Here is a 21,798-nt window from a genome sequence, read left to right as displayed (position 1 = left end):
TTGAACGCCACGCCGGACCCGCGCTGGGCACCGCACGCCACCGTTGCTACGGTGGTGGTCGACGGCGGCCGCGTGCTGCTGGTTGAAGAGACCATCGATGGCCGGCAGGTGCTGAACCAGCCGGCCGGCCACCTCGAGCCGGGCGAAAGCCTGGCCGAGGCAGCCCTGCGCGAGACCCGCGAGGAAACCGGCTGGACCGTGCAGCTGACCCACTTCATCGGCTGCTACCAGTGGACTGCCGGCGACGGCACCGCCTTTCTGCGCTTCTGCTACGCAGCCCGCCCGGTCTCGCACGACCCGGCGCAGCCGCTGGACACCGGCATCGACCGCGCGCTGTGGCTGACCCCGGCCGAACTGCAGGCCGCCGGTGAACGCCTGCGCAGCCCGCTCGTCTGGCAGGTGGTGGCCTATTACCTGGGTGGCCAGCGCCACCCACTTTCCCTGGTCCGGGAGGTCGCATGAGCACTCCGCGCGTGATGGTGGGCGTTTCCGGTGGCGTCGACTCCTCGGTCGCCGCCTGGCGCCTGGTACAGCAGGGCGAAGCCGTGGCCGGCCTGTTCATGCAGAACTGGGCCGACGACGGCAGTGGCGATTGCCGCGCCGAGGACGACCGCCGCGACGCGGTGGCCGTCTGCGGCCTGCTCGGCATCCCCTTCCACTTCCGCGATTTCTCCAGCGAATACTGGCAGGGCGTGTTCGAGCACTTCCTGGCCGAGTACGCGGCCGGGCGCACGCCGAACCCGGACGTGCTGTGCAACCGCGAAGTCAAGTTCAAGCACTTCCTGGACGCCGCCCGCGAGCTGGGCGCCGAGCGCATCGCCACCGGCCACTACGCGCGGGTGACCCAGCGCGGCCACCAGTGGCTGCTGCTGCGTGGCGCCGACCGCTCCAAGGACCAGAGCTACTTCCTGCACCAGCTGGGCCAGGAACAGCTGTCGGCGACCCTGTTCCCGATCGGCGACCTGGAAAAGACCGACCTGCGCCGGATCGCGCGTGACGTCAGCCTGCCGACCCACGCCAAGAAGGACTCCACCGGGATCTGCTTCATTGGTGAGCGCGACTTCCGTGAATTCCTCGGCCGCTACCTGCCGGCCAAGCCCGGCCAGATCCTCGACCCGGCCGACGGCAGCGTGATCGCCGAGCATCCGGGTGTGTTCTATTTCACCCTGGGCCAGCGCGAGGGCCTGAACATCGGCGGCGTGCGTGGCCGCCCGGCCGCGCCGTGGTACGTGGTTGGCAAGGACGTGGCCAGCAACGTGCTGTACGTGGACCAGGACCGTGACAGCAAGTGGATGCTGTCCGAGCGCCTGCGCTCGGAAACCGCGCACTGGATCGCCGGTTCGCCGCCGGCACGGCGCTTCGAATGCACCGCCCAGACCCGCTACCGCCAACCCGACGAGCCGTGTACGGTCGATGTGCTGGACGATGGCAGCGTGCTGGTCACCTTCGCGCGCCCGCAGCGCGCCGTTACCCCTGGTCAATCGCTGGTGCTGTATGACGGTGATGTGTGCCTGGGTGGCGCGGTGATCGCCGCCACCGATGCGCCGCTGGAACAGCGCCTGCGCACCACCCCTTCCCCTTTTGAGGTAATCGCTGCATGAGTTTCACTGTCGACGACCGCGTCCTGGCTTTGGCCGGCATTGCCCAGGCCCTGCAGCAGGTACGCCGTATCGCCGATACCGGCCATTCCGACGCCGCCGCCGTGCGCACCGCCGTGGACAGCGTGTTCCGCGTCGATGCGTCCTCGCCGCAGGAGGTGTTCGGTGATCGCCATGCACTGAAGTCCGGCCTGCGCCTGCTGCACAACTACTTCCGCAGCCAGGGCCAGGACCCGATCCTGCCCAAGCTGGCCCTGTCGGTGCTGCAGCTGGAGCGCCGCTTCGTTCAGGATGGCGCCACCGTGAACAAGGTCGCCTCGGGCATCGAGCGCGCCCAGCGCCAGGCCACCGAACTGGGCGACAGCGGCCACCCGGACGTGCTGGCCAATCTGGGCGGCCTGTACGCCGACACCATCAGCCACCTGAAACCGCGGGTCATGGTGCAGGGCAACCCGCACTACCTGGGCCAGGCCGGCGTGGTGGCCGAGATCCGCGCCCTGCTGCTGGCGGCGGTGCGCTCGGCGGTGCTGTGGCGCCAGCTGGGCGGCAGCTACTGGGACTTCCTGTTCAGCCGCAAGGCGATGATCGAAGCCGTGGACCGGCAGCTGGCCTGAGGGTGTGGGGTCAGAGCCCTTTTCCATGGAAAAGGGATCCGACCCCGTTGCTGTCTGCCCCAGGGGTCGGATCCCTTTCCGGCACGGAAAGGGCTCGGCCCCCGAAGCCGCCAAGGCGTCGGAAAACCGGCGCATTCAGAATGCACTTCGAGGCATTTCGACGTTAAAGAGAAAGGGGGTACGGCCGATACATCCTCCGTGCACCTCCCGAGAACGTCCATGTACTCACGCATTTTCATCCGTCTGGCCGCCCCCCTGGCTCTGACTCTGCTGCTCCCCTTCGCCATCGGTTTCGAATGGCCGGCCGCCCTGCGCTGGGCGATCCTGACCACGATGACGCTGAGCTGGCTTGGCTTTGCGTGGTGGACCACCCGCGCCCAGGCGCACCGCTCCCCCGAACACGCCCGTGTCCTGCGTGAGCAGGATCAGCTGCTGACCGAACTGCGCAACTTCGTCGGCAACGAAATCGACGGTTCGCGTGGCGAAGTGGAACGCGCCCGTGACCTGATCCGCCAGGCCGTCTCCAGCCTCGGCGGCAGCTTCGATGCAATGAACCGCAAGTCGCGCCAGCAGAGCCAGGCCTTGTCGCGCATCGTCGACCGCGCCGGCGATGAAGGCAGCGCCGGCCTCGACGTTGCCCGCTTTGCCCAGCATGCGAGCCACCGCATGGAACAGCTGGTGGAAGCACTGGAACAGGTGAGCGGCCAGAGCAGCACCACCGTGCAGCACATCGACCAGATGGCGCAGCACCTGGATGGCATCTTCGCGCTGCTGGAAGACGTCAAGTCGATCGCCGACCAGACCAACCTGCTGGCCCTGAACGCTGCAATCGAAGCGGCGCGTGCCGGTGAAGCCGGTCGTGGCTTCGCGGTGGTCGCCGACGAAGTGCGCAACCTGTCCGAGCGCTCGACCACCTTCAACGAGCAGATCCGCAAGCTGGCGCACAGCTCCAAGGACGCCATCGCCAAGGTGCGCGAGACAGTTTCGCACATGGCCTCGCGCGACATGGACCGCTCCCGCGAAGCCCGCCAGGAAGCGGCGGCGATGCTCGACAACGTCGCGCAGATCAACGCCTCGCTGGGCGACGGCATGCGCGAAGTGTCCGAGTGCGCCCGTTCGATCGATGGCAGCGTGGCCGAAGCGGTGCGCGCCCTGCAGTTCGAGGACATTGCCACCCAGGCGCTGGGCGGCGTGCACACCCACCTGGACCGCCTGACCGCGATCAACCGCGAAGCGGTGGCCCTGCAGGAACTGCTGCATCGCAACGGCGGCGTGTTCGACGAAGAGATCGCCACCGCCCTGCAGCGCACCGGCAACCGACTGCGCGAGCTGCGCAGCGAATGGGAACGCCCGCCGCACAAGCCTGTTGCCCAGCAGAGCATGGGCGCCGGCACCGTCGAGCTGTTCTGACCCTGATGTCCGCTGCCGTCGCCGGCAGCCCGCAAGGCCCCGGTTCGTCCGGGGCCTTTGCCTGTAACCCGACATTGGATGCATCCTGTACACGCACCATGACCCTGATCCGCGCCCTGCCCTCCCTCACCGACACCGAGCGCCCGCGCAACGCGAGCGTGCGCGAGCAGCTGCAGCAGCTGGAAGAGGTGGCGCGTGAGGAGATCCGCGAACTGCAGCAGCTGGCCGATGCGCGGCCTGGCCCGTCTCGCGCGGACGAGGAGCTGCTGGGACTGGCGTGGGACCTGGGGTTGGACGGGGAAGCGCTGAAGTAGATCCACGCCATGCGTGGATGGGCCGTCGCGCATGGCATGATCCGCCGGTCCCCTTCATGGAAGACCGATGGCCATCGCCCTGATCGCACTTCTGCTGATTGAGACCGTCCTTCTGATGGCCTGGGTGGCCGGCTATTTCAGCTGGGGCATCACCCTGTTCAACGAACGCATCGCAGCGTCGCCCGCCATGCAGGCCCGGCTCTCGCTGGGCAGCCTGGAACGTGACCTGCCGCAGGACAAATGGCTGCACCTGGCCTTCCATGCGCTACCCGACGGCAGCATGGCGTTCCGCGAGAGCTTCGCGCCGAGCTTCGGCCTGCGCTACTTCCCGGTAATGCGAGGACGCGTCGTGCTCAACGCGCGACGGCACGAGGTGCGGGTGATCGGCCTGTGCAGCTGGTTCGTGGCAATCCTGTCGCTGGTGCTCTTGCCGCTGGTGGCGATGCGCCCGATGGTGGCGCCGATGCTGCTGGTACTGCCGCTGTTCCTGGCCAGCTATCTGGTGCAGAGGCGGCGCTATGCGGCCATTGTCGAGGCCTTGCGCATGCAGTTGAAGTCGGAGTTTCCAAGGTAGATCCACGCCGTTCGTGGATGATCGCGCGTCCAGGCATCAGTGCCGACCAATGGTCGGCACCCACCAAAGCGGATTGCGGTAGACCCACGCCATGCGTGGATAGACACAGCAGCCAGGGTCAGTTCCAACCAGTGCAGCTGATCAGCGCGCCAGCACTGCTTCGCCGCTGGCGTCGGTGCGCATCGGCGCCGGGTGCTGCTGGCGCAGCCACTGCGCCAGGTCACGCGGGCTGAGCGGGCGCGAGTACAGGTAGCCCTGGATCTCGTCGCAGCCCTGGCGGCGCAGCATGTCTTCTTCCTGGTGGGTTTCCACGCCCTCGGCCACCACCTTCATGCCCAGCGCGTGGCCCAGGTGCACGATGGCCTGGGTTACTTCTGCCGTACCCGAATCATGCAGCATGCCCTGCACGAAACTGCGGTCGATCTTCAGGCGACCGACCGGGAAGCGGTTGAGATAATTGAGGTTGGAGAAGCCGGTACCGAAGTCATCCACCGCCAGCGGTACGCCGTGCCGTTCCAGCACATCGAAGCAATGGCGCAGGATGTCGGTGTCACGGATCAGCGCGGACTCAGTCAGCTCCAACTCCAGCCGTTGCGGCGGCCAGCCGTGGGCATGGCAGATCTCGATCACACGTTCGGCAAAGCCGCGGTCACGCAACTGCACCGCGGATACATTGACCGCGATGCGGTCGAAACGCAGCCCAGCCCGGTCCCAGGCCATCGCCTGACGGCAGGCTTCGTTCAACACCCAGTCACCGATCCGAACGATCTCACCGCACTTTTCGGCAATCGGAATGAACTCGGCCGGGCTGCAGTAGCCAATGCCGGGGCGGTGCCAGCGCAGCAGTGCCTCGATCGCCGGCGGCTCGCCGTGATGGGCGTCCAGCAGCGGCTGGTAGGCCAGACTGAACTCGTCGCGCTCGATGGCGCCGTGCAGCGCATGTTCGAGCTCGAGCCGGCGCTGGATGCGGGCCAACGCGTCCTGGCTGTAGTACTGGTAGGTGTTGCGCCCCGCTTCCTTGGCCGCATACATCGCGGCATCGGCCGCGCGCAGCAGCGAATCAAAATCGGTCTGAGCCTCACCGAGCATGGCGATGCCGACGCTGGCACCGACCTTCAGCGTGGTCTCACCCCGGCGCAGCGGCTCAGCCAGCGAAGCAATCAACTTGCGCGCGACGTGGCCGGCGTCTTCCGGCTCGGCCAGGTCGCGCAACACCACGATGAATTCGTCGCCACTGAAGCGACCAAACAGGTCGTTGTTGCGCAGGTTCTGGTGCAGGCGCGTGGCCGCAGCCTTCAGCAGCGCATCACCGGTGGCATGACCGAAGCTGTCGTTGATGGTCTTGAAGCCATCCAGGTCGATGAACAGCATCGCCAGCGAGGTGCCACGGTCGCGCGCTTCCTCGATGGCCTCGGCGGTCTGCTCGCCGAGCAGCACGCGATTGGGCAGGCCGGTGAGCAGATCGTAGTGCGCCAGCAGCTCGATGCGCTCATTGGCCTCGCGCTCGCGGGTGATGTCACGGAACAGCACCACGAAGCGCGGTGGCAGGCCGTCGCGGCGGTCCAGCTCGATCAGCACCTGCACCCAGACGCGCAGGCCGGACTGGCGGTAGAAGCACAGGTCCAGCTGCTCCGGCAGGCCGCCGTTGGCGATACGGGCGAGCGCCGCTTCGAAGGCGTTGCGTGAGTCCTCGGTGTACAACGCCAGCGCCTGGTCGAGGGTGATCGGTTCCTTGCGCAGGCCGTGGATGCGGTAGCACTCCTCGGTCCACTGCATGCTGCGGGTCAGCACTTCGATTTCGCAGCCGCCGATGCGGCCCAGCGCGGAAACCCGGTTCAGCAGTTCGGTGCGCCAGCGGATCAGTGCATCGGTCTGGTGCTGCTCGGTGATGTTCTGCACCTGGCCGAGCAGGCGCTTGGGCTGGCCATCCATGTCCAGCAGCGGTTGCATCCACAGGCGCAGATGCTGCGACGGTTCATTGCCCCGGGTCAGTTCCAGTTCGATGTTGGCGGCCCGGCCATCGCGCCACAGGCGCCGCCATGCTGCGCGCAACGCTCCCCGCGATCGCGGGTGCAGCTGCTTCAACCAGCGTCGCTGGCCGGGTGCACTGCCCTGCTCCAGCGCCAGCATCGAGCGCAGCTCCGGCGACCACCAGAATTGACCGCTGTTGGGGTCGAACGACCAGCTGCCCATGCTGGCGATGCGCTGGGCCTCGCTCAGGTGCAGCTGCTGTTCCTGAAGCAGCCCTTCCAGCTGCTTCTGCTGTTCGATATCGGTATGCGTGCCGACCATACGCAGCGGCTGGCCATCGGCGGTGCGGGCGACGACGCGACCGCGGTCCAGTACCCAACGCCATTGGCCATCGGCCTGGCGGAAACGGAACTGTGCGCTGTACTGCTCGCTCAGGCCACGCAGATGCTCGTCCAGTGCAAGCCGCGCCTGGGCGATGTCCTCGCTGTGCACGCGGGCCAGAATCCCGGGGGCGGTTTCATCACCCAGTGCCGGGGTACGCAGCACACGGTCGCTGGGAATGTCCCAGTCCCAGAGGCTGTGGCCGGCACTGTCCAGCGCCAGCTCCCAGCGCCCGCCGCCGCCGAGCGGCACCGGTTCGGGAATGCTCAGCGTAAAGGCCAGCAGATTGCCCGCGCCATCGTGCACGGCACGCAGGTGACCATCGTAGTGCCCGTGCGGGCCGCCCGGCAGCGTGCAGGCCACGATGCCGCCGTCGGCGGCCATCAGACGTAGATCTTCCAGCATCGGCGCGTACGCGGCCACGGTAGCCGGCAGGCCATGCTCGCGCGCAGCCGGATTGGCCGCCAGCGGGCGGCCCGTGCGGTCGACGATGACCAGCGCAGACGCAAGCGGGTGCTGCAGCAGGCTGGCGATGATCCCTTGGTCCACGCGATCTTGCTCCGGATGACACGCCCGTCAGCGGGGCACGCAGTGGTTAACGGCGCCTGCGGCGGATAATTGAGTGGTCAGGGCACACCCGCGCGGTAAGATGGCCGGCGCCCCTTTCTTCCGCCCTGTCCATGCCCGCAGAACCGACCGGCAACGCCCCAGTTCCCGACCCGCGGATGGCGCAGGCGCTGAGCCGCGACCGGCGCCGGGTGGTGCTGAGCTACCTGGCGATGGCACTGGCCTGGATGATCGCAACCGACGGCGCCATACGGGCGCTGGTGCCCGACCCGCAGCAGGCCGCGTTGTGGCAGAGCCTGAAGGGTTCGTTCTTCGCTGTGGCCAGCGCCGGCCTGCTGTACCTGCTGCTGCGTCCACTGGCCGAGCATGTGCTGCATACCCATGCGCGTCAGCAAACCTCAGAACTGCGCCTGCGGCAGATGTTCGAGGGCAATCCTGGCCCGATCCTGGTCTACGACCTGGACACGCTCGCGATCCTCGACGCGAACCCGGCGGCCTGTACCGCCTTCGGCTGGGACCGTGACGAACTGCTGGAACAGACCATCGACGCGCTGTGGCCGCCAGGCCAGGACCATGCGCTGCAGACCAAGCTGGAGGCGATCCGCGAGGCACCGGAAGAACTGTGCATCCTGCGTACTCCGCTGCAGCTGCGTGATGGCTCGCTGCGGCAGATGGAACTGCGCTCCAATGCCATCAGCTATGACGGCCACAACGCCCGCTTGTTGATTGCCATCGACCGCACCGCCGAGGATCTGGCCCAGCTGCGCCGCGACCAGGCGCTGGCCCGGGTGGAGGAAGCCCACGAGCTGGCCCGCATCGGCGCCTGGGAGCTGGACCCCTCCACCGGGCTCGGCCGCTACTCGAACCAGGTCTACCGCCTGCTCGGCCGCCGCCCGCCCGAGGCCCGGCGCTGGCATCGCTTCGACGAACTGCTGGTGCCGGCCGACCCTGCCACCGCGACCCAGACCGAACAGCTGTTGGCCGAGCTCTGCTCCGGCGAGCCGGTCCAGGTGGACGTGCTGCTGCCACTGCTGTCGATGGATGGCCGCGCATTGATGGTGCATCTGCGTGCTGCCAGCGGCATCGACGAGGCCGGCCGCAAGCGCGTGCTGGGCACGCTGCAGGACGTGACAGAGCGCGAGCAGTCGCGGCGCCTGCTGCGCGAACGCGAGGAACAGTTCCGCGAACTGGTTCGGGTACTGCCCGACGGCGTGGTGATCCTCTCCGACGAACACGTGCTGTACGCCAACGCCTGGGCCGCCAGCCTGTTCGGCTATGGCAGCCACACCCTGCTCGGCGAGCCCCTGTCGGCACTGGTGGACAGCGCCGATCTGGCCCGCGTGCGCAGCCAGCTGCGGGCAGGCCAGCCCCACCTGGGGCCCGGTCACAGCAGCGTGGTGGCAATGCAGCGCGCTGACGGCCGCAGCTTCCATGCCGGCCTGGCAGTGGGTGAAGTGCGTTATGGCGGACGCGACTGCAAGCTGCTGATCGTGCGCGACCTGAGCGATGCCGAGCGCACCCGCAGCGCACTGGAAACCAGCAACCGTGAACTGCAGGCGATGGCCGGCCGCCTGTTCTCGCTGCAGGAGGACGAACGCCGCGCGATATCGCGCGACCTGCACGACGACATCGGCCAGGCCATCACGGCGATCAAGCTGTCCGCCCATGCTGCGCAGGACGAGCATGATCCGCAGCGGCGCGCCGAGGATCTGGCACAGATCGTCAGCCTGGCCGACACCACCGTGGCCAAACTGCGCGACATCTCCACCCTGCTGCGCCCGCCGCAGCTGGACGCGCTGGGCCTGGAAGCAGCCCTGAGCTGGCAGGCACGGGTGCTGTTCCGTTCCTCGCCGGTGGAACTGCTGGCCGAGATCGAGCCCCTGCCGCACCGTCCTGACAACAGCATCGAGCAGGCCTGCTTCCGTATCGCGCAGGAGAGCCTGACCAATGCCCTGCGCCACGCCCGCGCCAGCCAGGTCCTGCTGCAGCTGCGCGATGTCGGCCAGCGCGGACTGCACCTGCAGATCCGTGATGATGGCGAGGGCTTCGACCCGGACGGTCCACGAGGCCTGGGCCTGATCGTGATGCGCGAACGTGCGCAGAGCGTCGGCGGCCACGTGCGGATCGAATCCGCGCACGGCGAAGGCACCCTGATCGACGTTCATCTCCCTTACCAGGCGGCCAGCATGGCTGCCGTCGAGTCACCGGAATACTGAGCCTATGTGGAATCCCAACCTGCCCCCGGTCAGCATCGATGATGCGCCCGACCGCCTCGGCGCCGGCAACCCCGAGCTGCAGGCGATGGTCGCCGAAGCGGCCTCGGGCGGCACCGCACTGATGCTGATGCATGTGGACATCGACCACTTCGCCTCGGTCAACGAGAACATGAGTGCCGAGGTGGGAGACCAGGCGCTGGTCCTGGTGGCGCAGCGGCTGCAGTCCTATCTGCGCGGGCGCGGCAAGCTGTGGCGCCATGGTAGTGACGAATTCCTGATCGCGGTGCCCCGCACTGCCGACGTGCCGCTGCCGGAAGACTTCGCCGAAGAGATCCGCCAGCAGATGGAACTGCCGCTGTCGGTGCTGCCGTACACGTTGTTCATGACCGGCAAACTGGGCGTGAGCCTGTGCCCGGAGCATGCCAGCGGCACGTCACGCCTGCTCGACCACGCCGAAGACGCGCTGTACCAGGCCGCGCGCGAAGGCGGCAACGCGGTGCGCATCCACGCGGTGGATACTCCGCCAAGCGCGCACAGCGAGAGCATCATCGCGCGGCAGATCGTCGACGCCATTCCCAATGGCGAATTGAAACTGCGCTACCAGCCGCTGGTCAGCGCTCGTGATGGCCACGTGGTCGGCATGGAAGCGCTGTTGCGCTGGCAGTCGCCGACGCTGGGCATGCTGGTACCGGAGCGCTTCATGCGCACCGCCGAGCGGCTGGGCATCATCGTGCAGATCGGCACCTGGGTGCTGGAAGGCGCACTGAAGCAGGCCCGCCTTTGGCGCGACCAAGGCTTCGACGACTTCACCATCGCCGTGAATGTCTCCACCCTGCAGCTGCTGCGGCCCAACTTCTTCGCCGAGGTCATGGGCCTGATCCAGGCCGCCGGCGTGCCGGCGCAGATGCTGACGCTGGAGATCAACGAAAGCGCGCTGACCAACAACGTCAACTTCGTGCACGAGACGCTGGCCAACCTGCGCAACGAAGGCATCAGCCTGAGCCTGGACAATTTCGGCACCGGCGACTCAAGCCTGAGTGCGCTGGTGCGCTATCCGGTGGACAAGCTGAAGATCGATCGCAGCTTCATCAAGAGCGCACCGGCCGGCAACCGTGAGGCGGCCATCGCCCGCGCGATCATCGCCATGGGCCACCAGCTGGGCATGACGGTGATCGCCAACGGCGTGGAGTCGCAGGCGCAGTTGGGCTTCCTGCGTCGCAACGATTGTGATGTATTCCAAGGCTACCTGTTCGGCGAACCGATGTCGGCCGATGCCGCCGGCATGACCCTGCGCCGCCGCTACCTGCGCCCGGAGGCCTTCGCCGAGACCCGCCCGGATCGCACGCTGCTGTTGCTGGACGACGAAGAGAACGTGCTGCGTTCGCTGGTGCGCCTGTTCCGCCGTGACGGCTACCGCATCCTGGCGGCCGGCAACGTGCGCGATGCGTTCGACCTGCTGGCCATCAACGACGTGCAGGTGATCCTGTCCGACCAGCGCATGAGCGACATGAGCGGCACCGAGTTCCTGGGCCGGGTGAAGATGCTGTACCCGGATACGATCCGCCTGGTGCTGTCCGGCTACACCGATCTGAACACGGTGACCGATGCGATCAACCGCGGCGCGATCTACCGCTTCCTGACCAAGCCGTGGAACGATGACGAACTGCGCAAGCACATCCACCAGGCGTTCCGCACCTACGAGGAACAGCGCCGCAGCAACGCCGGTCCCGCACCGGTGGAGAGCGGAGACGGCGGTGAGGATCGCCCGTTGCGGTAACCGGCCATGTAGAGTCGAGCCATGCTCGACTCCACCTGGGACTCGACGAAGAGCAGTCGAGCATGGCTCGACTCTACAGAATCGCCTTAGCGCGGCTGCTTCACCGGCAGCACCACGCGGAAGCGCGAGCCTACGCCCGGGGTGCTGTCCAGGTCGATGCGGCCATGGTGCTTGTTGATGATGCTGTAGGAGATCGACAGGCCCAGGCCGGTGCCACTACCCACCGGCTTGGTGGTGAAGAACGGATCGAAGATGCGCTGGCGCAGTTCCGGCGAGATGCCGCCGCCGGTGTCTTCGAACTCGACCCACACGTGATCGCCATCAACGCCGGTACGCACCGTGATGGTGCCGCGCTCGGCAATGGCATGACCCGCGTTGAGCAGCAGGTTCATGTAGACCTGGTTCAACTCCGACGGCAGGCATTCCACCAACGGCAACTGGCCGAACTCGCGCACCAAGTGCACTTTGTACTTGAGTTCATTCCAGATGATGTTGATGGTCGATTCCAGGCCGGAATGCAGGTCCACCAGCTTCCATGACTCGTCGCGGCCGGAATACGAGAAGTCCTTCAGGTCGCGCACGATGCGGGTGACACGCTCGATGCCTTCTCGCGACTCGGCCATCAGCTGCGGCAGGTCGCGGCTGATGAAATCGATGTCCAGGCGATCACGAATGTCGTCGATTTCCGGGATCAGCGCCTTCGGATCCGGCGCCCGCAGCGCACGTTCGTAAGCCTCGATGACGGTGAACAGGCTGCGCAGGTACTCCTGCAGGCTGCCCAGGTTGGAGTGCACGTAGCCGATCGGATTGTTGATCTCGTGCGCGACGCCGGCAGCAAGCTGTCCGATCGAGGCCATCTTCTCCGACTGCAGCAGCTTTTCCTGGGTACCGTTCAGGCGCAGGTAGGCCTGGCGCAGCTCGGCATGGCGCTGCTGCAGTTCGCGTTCGTAGTCTTCCTGCCCTTCGATATGTCGGAACAGGGCCAGGAAGTGCCCCTGGCCGACCGGGCCGTGGTGGTAGAGGTGGGCGATGACCACGCCCTCGCCCAGCGGCAGGCTGCCATTCCAGTGGCCGTGCTGGCGCGCCTGTTCCAACGCATCGGGCGGCAACAGCTCGCGCAGACGCTGCGGCGGTGGCAGACCGCCGCCCTCACCACTGGCCAGCAGGTTCTGCGCGGCCGGATTGGCCAGGGCCACCTGCCCGTCTTCGGTGAACAGCAGCAGGCCTTCGCGCAGGCGCTCAAGCAACGCCTGCAGCACCGGCTGCGGCGGAAGGGGGGCGGTAACCAGGGCGTTGGCAGCGGACACGGCGACTCGGGGCATTCGAACAGGCGCCCAATATACGCGGTCACGCAGCGGGCTTCAGCCCGTGTGATGGGGTTGTGCGACCGCCGTCGCGTCAGGCGACGGCGAGTGGACGGCGCGCAGTGACAGTGTGCGCCTGGCCCTTGGCATCGTAGGCCGATGCATCTTCAGTGCGGCCGAGCTGGCGCAGCGCCCAGTTGACCTCGCGGCGGCGGCGCGACAGCAGCACGCCGTTGGCGCGGTTGCGCTCGGCCAGTTCCTGCAGCTGTTCGCCCTCGCCCACCGGCGGCGCGCCTTCCAGCGCACGCAGCGCTTCCAGCTTGGCCCCGGTGGCCCGGATCAGGGCGTGCACGTCGTGCTCGACCAGGGCCTGGCGTTCAACGTCCAGGGCCTGGGCAAGACGCTGCAGCGGCTCGCTCATCGCCACGGTCATCCGTGCAGCTGCTGGTCCAGCTCGAGCATGCGCGATGCGATCGCGTCCGGATTGATCTTGTAGGTGCCGTTCTGCAGCGATTCGCGCACGGCGGCCACGCGCTGGGCGTCGATCGCCGGGGCGGTGGTCAGCTCACGCTCGATGGCCTGCAGATTGGTGGCCTCGCCGGTCAGGCGCAGGCTGTCAGCCGCCTCGACCGGGCGGGTCGGCGCATCGGTGCTGACGCCGGGCTTGTTGGCCGGGGTCGTCACGCTGCGCAGTGCCTGGGGGACCTGCAGGTTGCCGTCGATTTTCTGGCTCATGGGGTGTCCTGGAGTTGCCGTTCACAAGGGATAACGGCCGCAGGGCCGTGATCTTTAGGGATATTTTGCGGTAATTCAACGCGCCACGATTACGTCACCTGCGGCATCGACCGTGCCCTGCACGATCCGCCGCGAGGACAGATTCTCCACCGAGACCCGCTCGTTCTCACCGGCATCACCCATCGCGCGGCCGGCAATACGGACCTCGACCGAGCCGCGACGCGAGACCAGGGCCACATTGTCTCCTCGCTTGATGAGACGCTGCACCACCAGATCGTTGTTCGACAGCAGGGCTCCGGCCTGCAACGGACGGCGGGCGATGCGGCCGATCGCTGCATTGGGGTCGGCCAGCACCGCACCGGCAATCCGGGCGGCATCACGTTGGGCAGTGGTGATATCGGCGGCGGTGAGGGTTTCTCCAGTGCCGATTCCACGGTTGAGCACCAGCACGGTCTGGTTGCGCCGCACCTTTACGGGCACGAACAGGCGCCAACCACCGGCATCGGGGCAGCTGACCTCAACCGTGGTGTTGGCAGTGGGCTGCACCTGCAGTGCGCCCTCACACTTCGGCAGGCGCAGCGCATCGGCCACCTGGGCCTCGCCCTCGCTGCCGGCCGGCAGCGTCGACAGCGCTGCGGTACGAATGCTGGCCACCGGCTGCCAGTCGGAGGCGGTCGCCCATGGCGAGGCCAGCGCCAACGCGATGGCGAATATGGATGTGACCCGGCGCATGGCGCCTCCTGTCGAAGGGATCTGGCCCAGGTGCGTGCAAGGGGTGTGCCAGAGGGGCTTGTGTAGAGTCGAGCTTGCTCGACTGCTTTCATGGCCAGTCGAGCAGCTCGACTCTACAGAGGCAGGGTCCGCATGGCGTGACGCCATAAAGGCGGTGTGGAGCGCGCGGGCGGCTGAGCGCCCTCAAGTTCGGCGCCTACCCCGCCGATACAGCAGCCATGTCCCATGACCTGCTCAACCGGATCGACCAGCGGACCCGTCTGGCCGGCCACAATCGCCTGGCGCTGCTGCTGTTCCGTCTCGGCGGACGTCAGCTTTTTGGCGTCAATGTCTTCAAGGTGCAGGAAGTCCTGCGGCGCCCGGAGCTGTTCCAGGTGCCCGGGCTGCCCAGCCAGTTCTCCGGCGTGGCCGACGTGCGTGGCCGCTCGGTGCCGGTGCTGGACCTGGGTCTGGCCATCGGCCACCCCGAGCGTGAGCCCGATGCGGACACCTCGCCCGGCTATCTGGTCGTCACCGAATTCAACCGTTCGATCCAGGGCTTCCTGGTCAGCGGCGTCGAGCGCATCGTCAACATCGCGGTGGAAGACATCCACCCGCCGCCGGAACTGGGCGCCGAATCGAGCTATCTGACCGCAGTCACCCGCTTCCAGGGCGAGCTGATCCAGGTGATCGACGTTGAAAGCGTGCTGGCCGATATCGCCCAGGTGCGCGGCGAGGCGGTGCTGGACCCGACCATGGCAATGCCGGCCGACGGCCCGCAGCTGCAGGTGCTGGTGGTGGACGATTCACGCGTCGCCCGCCAGCAGATCCGCAGCGTGCTGGACCAGCTGGGAGTGGGCGCCACCCTGCTTTCCGATGGCAAGCAGGCGTTGGACCACCTGCTGCAGATCCACGCCTCGGGCGAGAACCCGGCCGAGCGCTACGCCATGGTCATCTCGGACATCGAAATGCCGGCCATGGACGGCTACACGCTGACGACGGAAATCCGGCGCCACCCGGGCCTGGCCGGCCTGTACGTACTGCTGCACACCTCGCTGTCGGGCGTATTCAACAATGCGATGGTCGAGCGCGTCGGCGCCAACGCTTTCGTAGCCAAGTACTCGCCGCACGAGCTGGCCGACTTCGTGCTGGACCGCCTGCGCAAGGTCGCGATGGCGGCCTGACGGCCCTCTCCTGTAGAGCCGAGCCCATGCTCGGCCTGTGCGGCGCCTGAACGAAAGGCAGCCGAGCATGGCTCGGCTCTACAGGATCGCGCGCACTTTGGCACACCCCTTGCAGCTTCCCGGGCAACGTTCCCGTGGGAGTGCACCGTGCGCAACCTGATTACCGACTACTTGGGCGTCCACGCCCAGGCCATGCCGTTGCGCGAACAGCGGATGAAGCTGATCGCCAGCAACCTCGGCAATGCCGACACTCCCGGCTACAAGGCCCAGGACCTGGACTTCGATGCCGCCCTGCGCCACGCCCAGGGGCAGGATGCCAACGGCCTGATGACCACTACCAATGAGCAGCACTACGAAATCAGTAGTGGCCTGAACCCGTTCCAGATCGCGCGCGAAGGCGTGCAGCCCAGCCTGGACGGCAACACCGTCGATCCCGATGCCGAGCGTGCCGCCTATGGCCGCGCCGCACTCGAATACCGCGCGTCGCTCAGCTTCGTCGAGAGCAAGGTGCGTTCCATGCTGACCGCGATCACGGGGCAATAAGCCATGAGCAACCTGCCGATCTTCGATATCGCCGGCTCCGCACTGCAGGCGCAGTCGGTGCGCATGAGCACCATCGCCTCCAACCTTTCCAACGCCGACACCGTCGCTGGTTCCGCCGACGCCGTGTACAAGCCGCTGGAGCCGATCTTCCAGGCTGTAACCAGCAAGAACGATCCGAACATCACCTCGGTGAAGGTCAAGGAAATCACCCAGAGCGATGCGGCACCGATCAAGCGCTACGAGCCGGGCCATCCGCTGGCCGACGGCGATGGCTACATCTACCAGCCCGACGTCGATCCGGTGGCGCAGATGGTCAACCTGATCTCGACCTCGCGCAATTACCAGGCCGGCGTGGAAATGCTGACCACCGCCAAGGAACTGGCCCTGGCCACCCTGACCATGGGCCGCTGAGCCCCGCCGCACCGGATACCGCCATGACCACTTCCGTCAACAACCAGACCAGCCAGGACGTCTATTCCGCGCTGGGCCTGAACGCTCCGAACAGCAACGCCACCAAGAAGAAGAACACGCTGGACCAGGCCGATTTCCTGCGCCTGATGACCGAACAGCTGCAGCACCAGGATCCGCTGAAGCCGATGGACAACACGCAGATGGTCGCGCAGATGGCGCAGATGTCCACCGTGCAGGGCATCACCGATCTGAACAAGACGGTGAAGGGCTTCCAGGAGTCGATGGCCAGCGACCAGGTGCTGCGTGGTGCTGCGCTGGTCGGCCACCAGGTGCTGGTGCCATCGGAAAAGCTGGTACTGGAAAAGGAAGGCAGCGTCGAAGGCACGGTGGCCGCACCGTCGGCCGGCATCATCACTGTCGACATCACCGATGCCAACGGCGCCAAGGTCACCTCCCTCAGCGTTGAAGCCAAGGCGGCCGGCGAAACCGCCTTCCAGTGGGACGGCAAGGATGCGAACGGCAAGCGCATGGAGCCCGGCAAGTATTCCATCGTCGCCAACCATGTCGACACCGCCGGCAAGAGCACCAAGCTTTCCACCTACGTGCAGGCACCGGTGGAAAGCGTGACCGTCGGTTCCGACGGCCTGTACCTGAACCTCAAGGGCCTGGGCACGGCCCCGATCGACTACGTGCTCCGCGTCAGCTGAGCCGCACACCCCGCACTTACCAGGAGCATCCCATGGGCTTCAATGTCTCGCTGTCCGGCATCAATGCCGCCAACTCCGACCTGAGCGTCACTGCCAACAACGTCGCCAACGTCAATACCACCGGCTTCAAGGAATCGCGCGCCGAGTTCGCCGATCTGTTCTCGGCCACCGGCTACGGCCTGTCGAAGAATGCGGTGGGTTCCGGTGTGCGCGTCTCCAATGTCGCCCAGCAGTTCAAGCAGGGCCACAACGAACAGACCGGCCGCAGCCTGGATATGGCCATTTCCGGAGAAGGCTTCTTCACCATGAACATGAACGGCAGCCGCGTGTACTCGCGTGCCGGCAACTTCCAGACCGATGCATCCGGCTATGTGGTCAACCCACAGGGCGCGCGCCTGCAGGTGTTCGCGCCGAATGCCGATGGCACCAACTTCGATGCCGGGCGCATGGTCGACCTGCAGCTGCTGACCACCGACAGCCCGCCAAAGCAGACCAGCGAAGTGAAGGTCGGCTTCACCCTGCCGGCCAACGCCAAGCAGCCGACGGTCACCACCTTCGATCCGACCGATTCGAACAGCTACAACCACTCCAGCGGCGGCATCACCGTGTACGACTCGCTGGGCGTCAGCCACATCCAGGTCTCGTACTTCGTGAAGGGTGCCAACCCGAACGAGTGGACCGTGCGCAACTACGTGGATGGCCAGCCGGCGGGCAACCCGACCCCGGTCACCTTCGATAACAGCGGCAAGCTGACTGCACCCGCGGACGGCAAGGTCAGCCTCGGCACCTTCACCCCGACCACCGGTGCTGGCGTGCTGAACATGACGCTGGACATCAACGGCTCGACCCAGTACGGCGAGAAGTTCGCGCTGCGCAACACCCAGCAGGACGGCTACGCCGCCGGCAAGCTCAACGAAATCACCGTGTCGGAAACCGGCGTGGTCTACGCCCGTTACTCCAACGGGGCCGACAAGCCGCTGGGCCAGGTCGCGCTGACCACCTTCAACAATCCGCAGGGACTGGAGTCGAAGGGCAACAATCTGTGGGTGGACACCTTCAGCTCGGGCACGCCGCGCACCGGCATGCCGGACACCTCCAACCTCGGCAAGATCCAGGCCGGCTCGCTGGAAGCGTCCACCGTCGACCTCACCGAGCAGCTGGTCAACATGATTACCGCGCAGCGCAACTTCCAGGCCAACGCGCAGATGATCACCACCCAGGACCAGATTACCCAGACCGTCATCAACATCCGTTGATGACGCGCTGACCCTGTCACGGAACTCCCCGCATGGATAAAGCCCTTTACGTGGCCATGACCGGTGCCCGCGCCTCCCTGCAGGCGCAGGGTACGCTCAGCCACAACCTCGCCAACTCCGATACTCCCGGCTTCAAGGAAGCGCTGGCCAACACCGAAGCCTTCCCGATCCGTGGCCCGGGCTTTGCCTCGCGGGTGGATGCGCTGCATGTCGATGCCGGGTTCAACCGCACGCCCGGCTCGCAGCACATCACCGGCAAGCCGCTGGATCTGTCCCTGCAGACCGGCACCTGGCTGGCCGTGCAGTCCAGTGACGGCAGCGAGGCGTACACGCGCGGCGCGGCGCTGTCGGTCACGCCGAACGGCCAGCTGGTGACCTCCAGCGGCCGCACGGTGCTGGATGACAACAACAACCCGATCGCCATTCCGCCCTACCAGGCCATGGAGATCGGTGCCGACGGCACTATCTCGATCATCCCGCAGGGTGAAGGCCCGCAGACCATGGCGCAGATCGGTCGCATCAAAGTGGTGCAGGCCCCAGATGAGCGCCTGGAGCGTGGCCTGGATGGTCTGTTCCGCAACACCGACCCACGCCAGCCGTTCGCACCTGCGCAGGGCACGGCCGTGCACAGCGGCCAGCTGGAAGGCAGCAACGTGGACGCCGCTGGCGCGCTGGTGCAGATGATCCAGCTGCAGCGCCAGTACGAAATGCAGGTGCAGGTGATCAAGCACGGCGACGAAAACGCGCGCAGCGCCAACAGCATGCTGCGCCTGGGCAGCTGACGGAATTCCGGCGCCGGCTGATGCCTGCGCTGGCACACCGCTTGCACACCCGCATTCAAGGGCCGCACCACGCGGCCGGCTTCACCAGACAGGACACCGAAGATGAACCAGGCATTGTGGATCGCGAAAACCGGACTGGATGCGCAGCAGATGCGCATGTCGGTGGTTTCCAACAACCTCGCCAACACCAACACCACCGGCTTCAAGCAGGACCGTGCCAGTTTTGAAGACCTGCTGTACCAGCAGGTGCGCCAGCCCGGCGGCTCCTCCTCGGCGCAGACGCAGCTGCCCACCGGCCTGCAGCTGGGTACCGGTGTGCGTGTGGTTGCCACCGCCAAGAATTTCGAACAGGGCGGCCAGCAGCAGACCGGCCGCGCCCTGGACGTGATGGTCAACGGTCGCGGCTTCTTCGAGGTTCAGATGCCTGATGGCAGCTCGGCCTACACCCGTGACGGCTCGTTCAAGATCAACCAGGACAGCGAGCTGGTCACCAACAGCGGCTACCCGGTGCAGCCGGGCATCCAGATTCCCGAAGGCGCGCAGTCGGTGACCATCGGTACCGACGGCACCATCAGCGTGAAGATGGCCGACGGTGCGGCGTCTGTGGAAGTGGGTGCGCTGACCCTGACCGACTTCGTCAATCCGGCCGGCCTGCAGGCCCGCGGCGAGAACCTGTTCCTGGAGACCACCGCTTCTGGTCCGGCACAGAACGGCAACCCCGGGCTCAACGGCCTCGGCACCGTGGTGCAGGGCGCGCTCGAAGGCAGCAACGTCAACGTGGTGGAAGAGCTGGTGTCGATGATCGAAACCCAGCGCGCCTACGAGATGAACGCCAAGGCGATCTCCACCACCGATTCGATGCTCGGCTACCTCAACAACAAGCTCTGACCGGCCAAACCGGGAAACCGCCATGTCGCCCATTTCCAACTTCACCCGCACTGCCCTCGCCTGCGCCGTGGCCGCCCTGCTCGGTGGCTGCGTGATCGCGGGCGACGTGCGTCCCTACCCGACGATGGCGCCGATCCAGCCGATCATGCCGCCGCAGGCCCAGCCGACCGCCGGTGCCATCTACGCCGCCGGCCCGACCCTGCAGCTGTATTCGGACCGCCGCGCACGCGATGTTGGCGACCTGCTGACCATCACCCTGCTGGAAAACACCACCGCGCAGACCAGTGCGAATACCGCCACGAACAAGGAATCGAACCTGAGCCTGGGCACACCGTCCATTCTCGGCGCGCCGGTCACCCTTGGCGGCAAGGACATTCTCAGCGCATCGGCAGCAGGCAAGCGTGACTTCACCGGCAAGGGCAACAGCGCGCAGAGCAACCGCCTGCAGGGCAGCGTCACGGTCACCGTGGTGCAGCGCCTGCCCAACGGCAACCTGGTGGTGCAGGGGCAGAAGAACCTGCGGCTGAACCAGGGCGATGAACTGGTGCAGGTGCAGGGCATCGTCCGCCCCGGCGACATCAGCCAGGACAACACCATTCCATCCAGCCGCGTGGCCGAGGCCCGCATCGTCTACGGCGGTCGCGGCCCGGTCGCGCAATCCAACGCGATGGGCTGGCTGAGCCGCTTCTTCAACTCCGGCCTGACGCCGTTCTGAGTATGGCCATGAAACGCTTCCTCTCTTCTTCCTGGCAGCGCCGCGTGGCGTCGTTCGTGGCGCTGATGCTGCTGGTCGTGGCAGCCCCGGCCAGCGCCGAGCGCATCAAGGACCTGGCCCAGGTCGGCGGCGTGCGCGGCAATGCGCTGGTGGGTTATGGCCTGGTGGTCGGCCTGGATGGCAGCGGCGACCGCACCAGCCAGGCACCCTTCACTGTGCAGAGCCTGAAAAACCTGCTCGGCGAGCTGGGCGTCAACGTGCCGCCGAACGTCAACCCGCAGCTGAAGAACGTAGCGGCCGTAGCGATCCACGCCGAGCTGCCGCCGTTCGCCAAGCCGGGCCAGCCGATCGACATCACCGTGTCCTCGATCGGCAACGCGGTCTCGCTGCGTGGCGGTTCGTTGCTGATGGCACCGCTGCGCGGTGCCGACGGCCAGATCTACGCCATCGCCCAGGGCAACCTGATCGTCGGTGGCTTCGGTGCGCAGGGCAAGGATGGTTCCCGCGTCTCGGTGAACGTGCCCAGCGTCGGCCGTATTCCCAACGGTGCCACCGTTGAACGTGCCCTGCCCGACCCGCTGGCCAACGGCGGCGACATCACCCTGAACCTGCACAACAACGACTTCACCACGGTCTCGCGCATGGTCGCTGCGCTCAACAACGCATTCGGCGAAGGTGCAGCGCGTGCGGTCGACGGCGTGACTGTGGCCGTGACCGCGCCGACCGACCCGGGTGCACGCATCGGCCTGCTGGCGCGCATCGAAAACCTGGAACTGACCCCGGGCAGCGCCCCGGCCAAGGTAGTGGTCAATTCGCGCACCGGCACCGTGGTCATCGGCCAGCAGGTACGCGTGGGACCGGCCGCGATCTCGCATGGCTCGCTGACCGTGACCATCCAGGAAAACACCAACGTCAGCCAGCCCAACGCGCTGTCCGGCGGGCGTACCGTGGCCAGCCCGCAGTCGACCATCACCGCCACCAACGACGGCAGCCGCATGTTCAAGTTCAGCGGCGGCACCACCCTGGACGAGATCGTGCACGCGGTGAACGCGGTAGGCGCGGCACCGGGCGATCTCATCGCGATCCTGGAAGCCCTGAAGCAGGCCGGCGCATTGAGTGCCGAGCTCGAGGTGATCTGAT

At 66.7% G+C, this 21,798-nt stretch carries 22 protein-coding genes; 17 read left to right on the top strand and 5 right to left on the bottom strand.

The window, feature by feature from the left end; all coding sequences use genetic code 11:
• From HLA98_RS06605 to HLA98_RS06580, 6 genes are all read left to right on the top strand, one after another.
• Positions 1-462: an NUDIX hydrolase gene (locus HLA98_RS06605; RefSeq protein WP_057501119.1), complete on the top strand. Its 462-nt coding sequence runs from the start codon at positions 1-3 to the stop codon at positions 460-462.
• On the top strand, positions 459-1,601 hold the full coding sequence (gene mnmA / locus HLA98_RS06600) for a tRNA 2-thiouridine(34) synthase MnmA (RefSeq protein ID WP_057501118.1): 1,143 nt from the start codon (positions 459-461) through the stop codon (positions 1,599-1,601). The genes HLA98_RS06605 and mnmA overlap by 4 nt, the downstream gene beginning before the upstream one ends.
• Positions 1,598-2,212 carry a high frequency lysogenization protein HflD gene (gene hflD / locus HLA98_RS06595; RefSeq protein ID WP_049446364.1) on the top strand — a complete coding sequence of 205 codons (615 nt, stop codon included), beginning with the start codon at positions 1,598-1,600 and terminating at the stop codon, positions 2,210-2,212. The genes mnmA and hflD overlap by 4 nt, the downstream gene beginning before the upstream one ends.
• Positions 2,213-2,431: 219 nt before the next feature.
• On the top strand, positions 2,432-3,622 hold the full coding sequence (locus tag HLA98_RS06590; RefSeq protein WP_057501117.1) for a methyl-accepting chemotaxis protein: 1,191 nt from the start codon (positions 2,432-2,434) through the stop codon (positions 3,620-3,622).
• 98 nt (positions 3,623-3,720) lie between these two features.
• A complete protein-coding gene (locus HLA98_RS06585) occupies positions 3,721-3,936 on the top strand; it encodes a hypothetical protein (protein ID WP_057501116.1) in 216 nt (71 codons plus the stop codon).
• 67 nt (positions 3,937-4,003) lie between these two features.
• On the top strand, positions 4,004-4,510 hold the full coding sequence (locus tag HLA98_RS06580) for a hypothetical protein (protein ID WP_057501115.1): 507 nt from the start codon (positions 4,004-4,006) through the stop codon (positions 4,508-4,510).
• 141 nt (positions 4,511-4,651) lie between these two features.
• On the opposite strand, the gene HLA98_RS06575 is transcribed toward HLA98_RS06580, so the two are convergent.
• Positions 4,652-7,411, bottom strand: coding sequence for a bifunctional diguanylate cyclase/phosphodiesterase (locus HLA98_RS06575; RefSeq protein ID WP_057501114.1), 2,760 nt, complete (start codon positions 7,409-7,411; stop codon positions 4,652-4,654).
• 131 nt (positions 7,412-7,542) lie between these two features.
• On the opposite strand from HLA98_RS06575, the gene HLA98_RS06570 reads away from it, so the two are divergent.
• Together HLA98_RS06570 and HLA98_RS06565 are read left to right on the top strand one after the other, a co-directional pair.
• The gene (locus tag HLA98_RS06570; RefSeq protein WP_057501113.1) at positions 7,543-9,645 is read left to right on the top strand and encodes a sensor histidine kinase; all 2,103 of its coding nucleotides are present in this window, start codon (positions 7,543-7,545) and stop codon (positions 9,643-9,645) included.
• A 4-nt stretch (positions 9,646-9,649) separates the two neighbouring features.
• A complete protein-coding gene (locus HLA98_RS06565) occupies positions 9,650-11,422 on the top strand; it encodes an EAL domain-containing protein (protein ID WP_049446355.1) in 1,773 nt (590 codons plus the stop codon).
• Positions 11,423-11,508: 86 nt separating this feature from the next.
• Here the strand turns inward: HLA98_RS06565 and HLA98_RS06560 are convergent, their stop codons facing one another.
• The 4 genes from HLA98_RS06560 to flgA all read right to left on the bottom strand — a co-directional run bounded on the left by HLA98_RS06560 (position 11,509) and on the right by flgA (position 14,193).
• Complete coding sequence (locus HLA98_RS06560; protein WP_049446354.1) at positions 11,509-12,729, bottom strand: ATP-binding protein; 1,221 nt, start codon at positions 12,727-12,729, stop codon at positions 11,509-11,511.
• 91 nt (positions 12,730-12,820) lie between these two features.
• Entirely contained in the window at positions 12,821-13,159 is a 339-nt protein-coding gene (locus HLA98_RS06555; protein ID WP_049451289.1) for a flagella protein, read from the bottom strand.
• The gene (gene flgM / locus HLA98_RS06550; protein WP_049446352.1) at positions 13,156-13,461 is read right to left on the bottom strand and encodes a flagellar biosynthesis anti-sigma factor FlgM; all 306 of its coding nucleotides are present in this window, start codon (positions 13,459-13,461) and stop codon (positions 13,156-13,158) included. The genes HLA98_RS06555 and flgM overlap by 4 nt, the downstream gene beginning before the upstream one ends.
• Before the next feature lie 75 nt (positions 13,462-13,536).
• Positions 13,537-14,193, bottom strand: coding sequence for a flagellar basal body P-ring formation chaperone FlgA (gene flgA / locus HLA98_RS06545; protein ID WP_057501112.1), 657 nt, complete (start codon positions 14,191-14,193; stop codon positions 13,537-13,539).
• 218 nt (positions 14,194-14,411) lie between these two features.
• On the opposite strand from flgA, the gene HLA98_RS06540 reads away from it, so the two are divergent.
• From HLA98_RS06540 to HLA98_RS06500, 9 genes are all read left to right on the top strand, one after another.
• Positions 14,412-15,356 (top strand): chemotaxis protein, encoded by a 945-nt coding sequence (locus HLA98_RS06540; RefSeq protein ID WP_010485887.1) that lies wholly within the window; start codon positions 14,412-14,414, stop codon positions 15,354-15,356.
• Positions 15,357-15,503: 147 nt separating this feature from the next.
• Complete coding sequence (flgB, locus tag HLA98_RS06535) at positions 15,504-15,899, top strand: flagellar basal body rod protein FlgB (protein ID WP_006366156.1); 396 nt, start codon at positions 15,504-15,506, stop codon at positions 15,897-15,899.
• Between the two features lie 3 nt (positions 15,900-15,902).
• Positions 15,903-16,310, top strand: coding sequence for a flagellar basal body rod protein FlgC (flgC, locus tag HLA98_RS06530; RefSeq protein ID WP_005409575.1), 408 nt, complete (start codon positions 15,903-15,905; stop codon positions 16,308-16,310).
• Positions 16,311-16,333: 23 nt separating this feature from the next.
• Positions 16,334-17,017 carry a flagellar hook assembly protein FlgD gene (locus HLA98_RS06525; RefSeq protein WP_049446347.1) on the top strand — a complete coding sequence of 228 codons (684 nt, stop codon included), beginning with the start codon at positions 16,334-16,336 and terminating at the stop codon, positions 17,015-17,017.
• A gap of 32 nt (positions 17,018-17,049) precedes the next feature.
• Positions 17,050-18,273, top strand: a complete 1,224-nt coding sequence (flgE, locus tag HLA98_RS06520; RefSeq protein WP_049446345.1) for a flagellar hook protein FlgE — start codon at positions 17,050-17,052, stop codon at positions 18,271-18,273.
• A 32-nt stretch (positions 18,274-18,305) separates the two neighbouring features.
• Complete coding sequence (locus tag HLA98_RS06515) at positions 18,306-19,055, top strand: flagellar basal-body rod protein FlgF (protein WP_049446343.1); 750 nt, start codon at positions 18,306-18,308, stop codon at positions 19,053-19,055.
• 102 nt (positions 19,056-19,157) lie between these two features.
• Positions 19,158-19,943: a flagellar basal-body rod protein FlgG gene (gene flgG / locus HLA98_RS06510; protein ID WP_005409571.1), complete on the top strand. Its 786-nt coding sequence runs from the start codon at positions 19,158-19,160 to the stop codon at positions 19,941-19,943.
• A 22-nt stretch (positions 19,944-19,965) separates the two neighbouring features.
• Positions 19,966-20,658, top strand: coding sequence for a flagellar basal body L-ring protein FlgH (flgH, locus tag HLA98_RS06505; RefSeq protein WP_049446342.1), 693 nt, complete (start codon positions 19,966-19,968; stop codon positions 20,656-20,658).
• Positions 20,659-20,660: 2 nt separating this feature from the next.
• Entirely contained in the window at positions 20,661-21,797 is a 1,137-nt protein-coding gene (locus HLA98_RS06500) for a flagellar basal body P-ring protein FlgI (protein WP_049446340.1), read from the top strand.
• Position 21,798 lies beyond the last annotated feature (1 nt).

Origin of the sequence: Stenotrophomonas africana (genome assembly GCF_013004645.1) — a bacterium.
Classification (GTDB): domain Bacteria; phylum Pseudomonadota; class Gammaproteobacteria; order Xanthomonadales; family Xanthomonadaceae; genus Stenotrophomonas; species Stenotrophomonas africana.
Note: the sequence above shows the minus strand (reverse complement) of the source record. Positions and strands in the feature narration are given on the sequence as shown.

Excerpts from the sequence above, each read along its gene's own strand:
- mnmA (WP_057501118.1), top strand. The coding sequence starts at position 459 with ATGAGCACTCCGCGCGTGATGGTGGGCGTTTCCGGTGGCGTCGACTCC.
- hflD (WP_049446364.1), top strand. The coding sequence starts at position 1,598 with ATGAGTTTCACTGTCGACGACCGCGTCCTGGCTTTGGCCGGCATTGCC.
- HLA98_RS06590 (WP_057501117.1), top strand. The coding sequence starts at position 2,432 with ATGTACTCACGCATTTTCATCCGTCTGGCCGCCCCCCTGGCTCTGACT.
- HLA98_RS06585 (WP_057501116.1), top strand. The coding sequence starts at position 3,721 with ATGACCCTGATCCGCGCCCTGCCCTCCCTCACCGACACCGAGCGCCCG.
- HLA98_RS06580 (WP_057501115.1), top strand. The coding sequence starts at position 4,004 with ATGGCCATCGCCCTGATCGCACTTCTGCTGATTGAGACCGTCCTTCTG.
- HLA98_RS06570 (WP_057501113.1), top strand. The coding sequence starts at position 7,543 with ATGCCCGCAGAACCGACCGGCAACGCCCCAGTTCCCGACCCGCGGATG.
- HLA98_RS06565 (WP_049446355.1), top strand. The coding sequence starts at position 9,650 with ATGTGGAATCCCAACCTGCCCCCGGTCAGCATCGATGATGCGCCCGAC.
- HLA98_RS06555 (WP_049451289.1), bottom strand. The coding sequence starts at position 13,159 with ATGACCGTGGCGATGAGCGAGCCGCTGCAGCGTCTTGCCCAGGCCCTG.
- flgM (WP_049446352.1), bottom strand. The coding sequence starts at position 13,461 with ATGAGCCAGAAAATCGACGGCAACCTGCAGGTCCCCCAGGCACTGCGC.
- flgA (WP_057501112.1), bottom strand. The coding sequence starts at position 14,193 with ATGCGCCGGGTCACATCCATATTCGCCATCGCGTTGGCGCTGGCCTCG.
- HLA98_RS06540 (WP_010485887.1), top strand. The coding sequence starts at position 14,412 with ATGTCCCATGACCTGCTCAACCGGATCGACCAGCGGACCCGTCTGGCC.
- flgC (WP_005409575.1), top strand. The coding sequence starts at position 15,903 with ATGAGCAACCTGCCGATCTTCGATATCGCCGGCTCCGCACTGCAGGCG.
- HLA98_RS06525 (WP_049446347.1), top strand. The coding sequence starts at position 16,334 with ATGACCACTTCCGTCAACAACCAGACCAGCCAGGACGTCTATTCCGCG.
- flgE (WP_049446345.1), top strand. The coding sequence starts at position 17,050 with ATGGGCTTCAATGTCTCGCTGTCCGGCATCAATGCCGCCAACTCCGAC.
- HLA98_RS06515 (WP_049446343.1), top strand. The coding sequence starts at position 18,306 with ATGGATAAAGCCCTTTACGTGGCCATGACCGGTGCCCGCGCCTCCCTG.
- flgG (WP_005409571.1), top strand. The coding sequence starts at position 19,158 with ATGAACCAGGCATTGTGGATCGCGAAAACCGGACTGGATGCGCAGCAG.
- flgH (WP_049446342.1), top strand. The coding sequence starts at position 19,966 with ATGTCGCCCATTTCCAACTTCACCCGCACTGCCCTCGCCTGCGCCGTG.
- HLA98_RS06500 (WP_049446340.1), top strand. The coding sequence starts at position 20,661 with ATGGCCATGAAACGCTTCCTCTCTTCTTCCTGGCAGCGCCGCGTGGCG.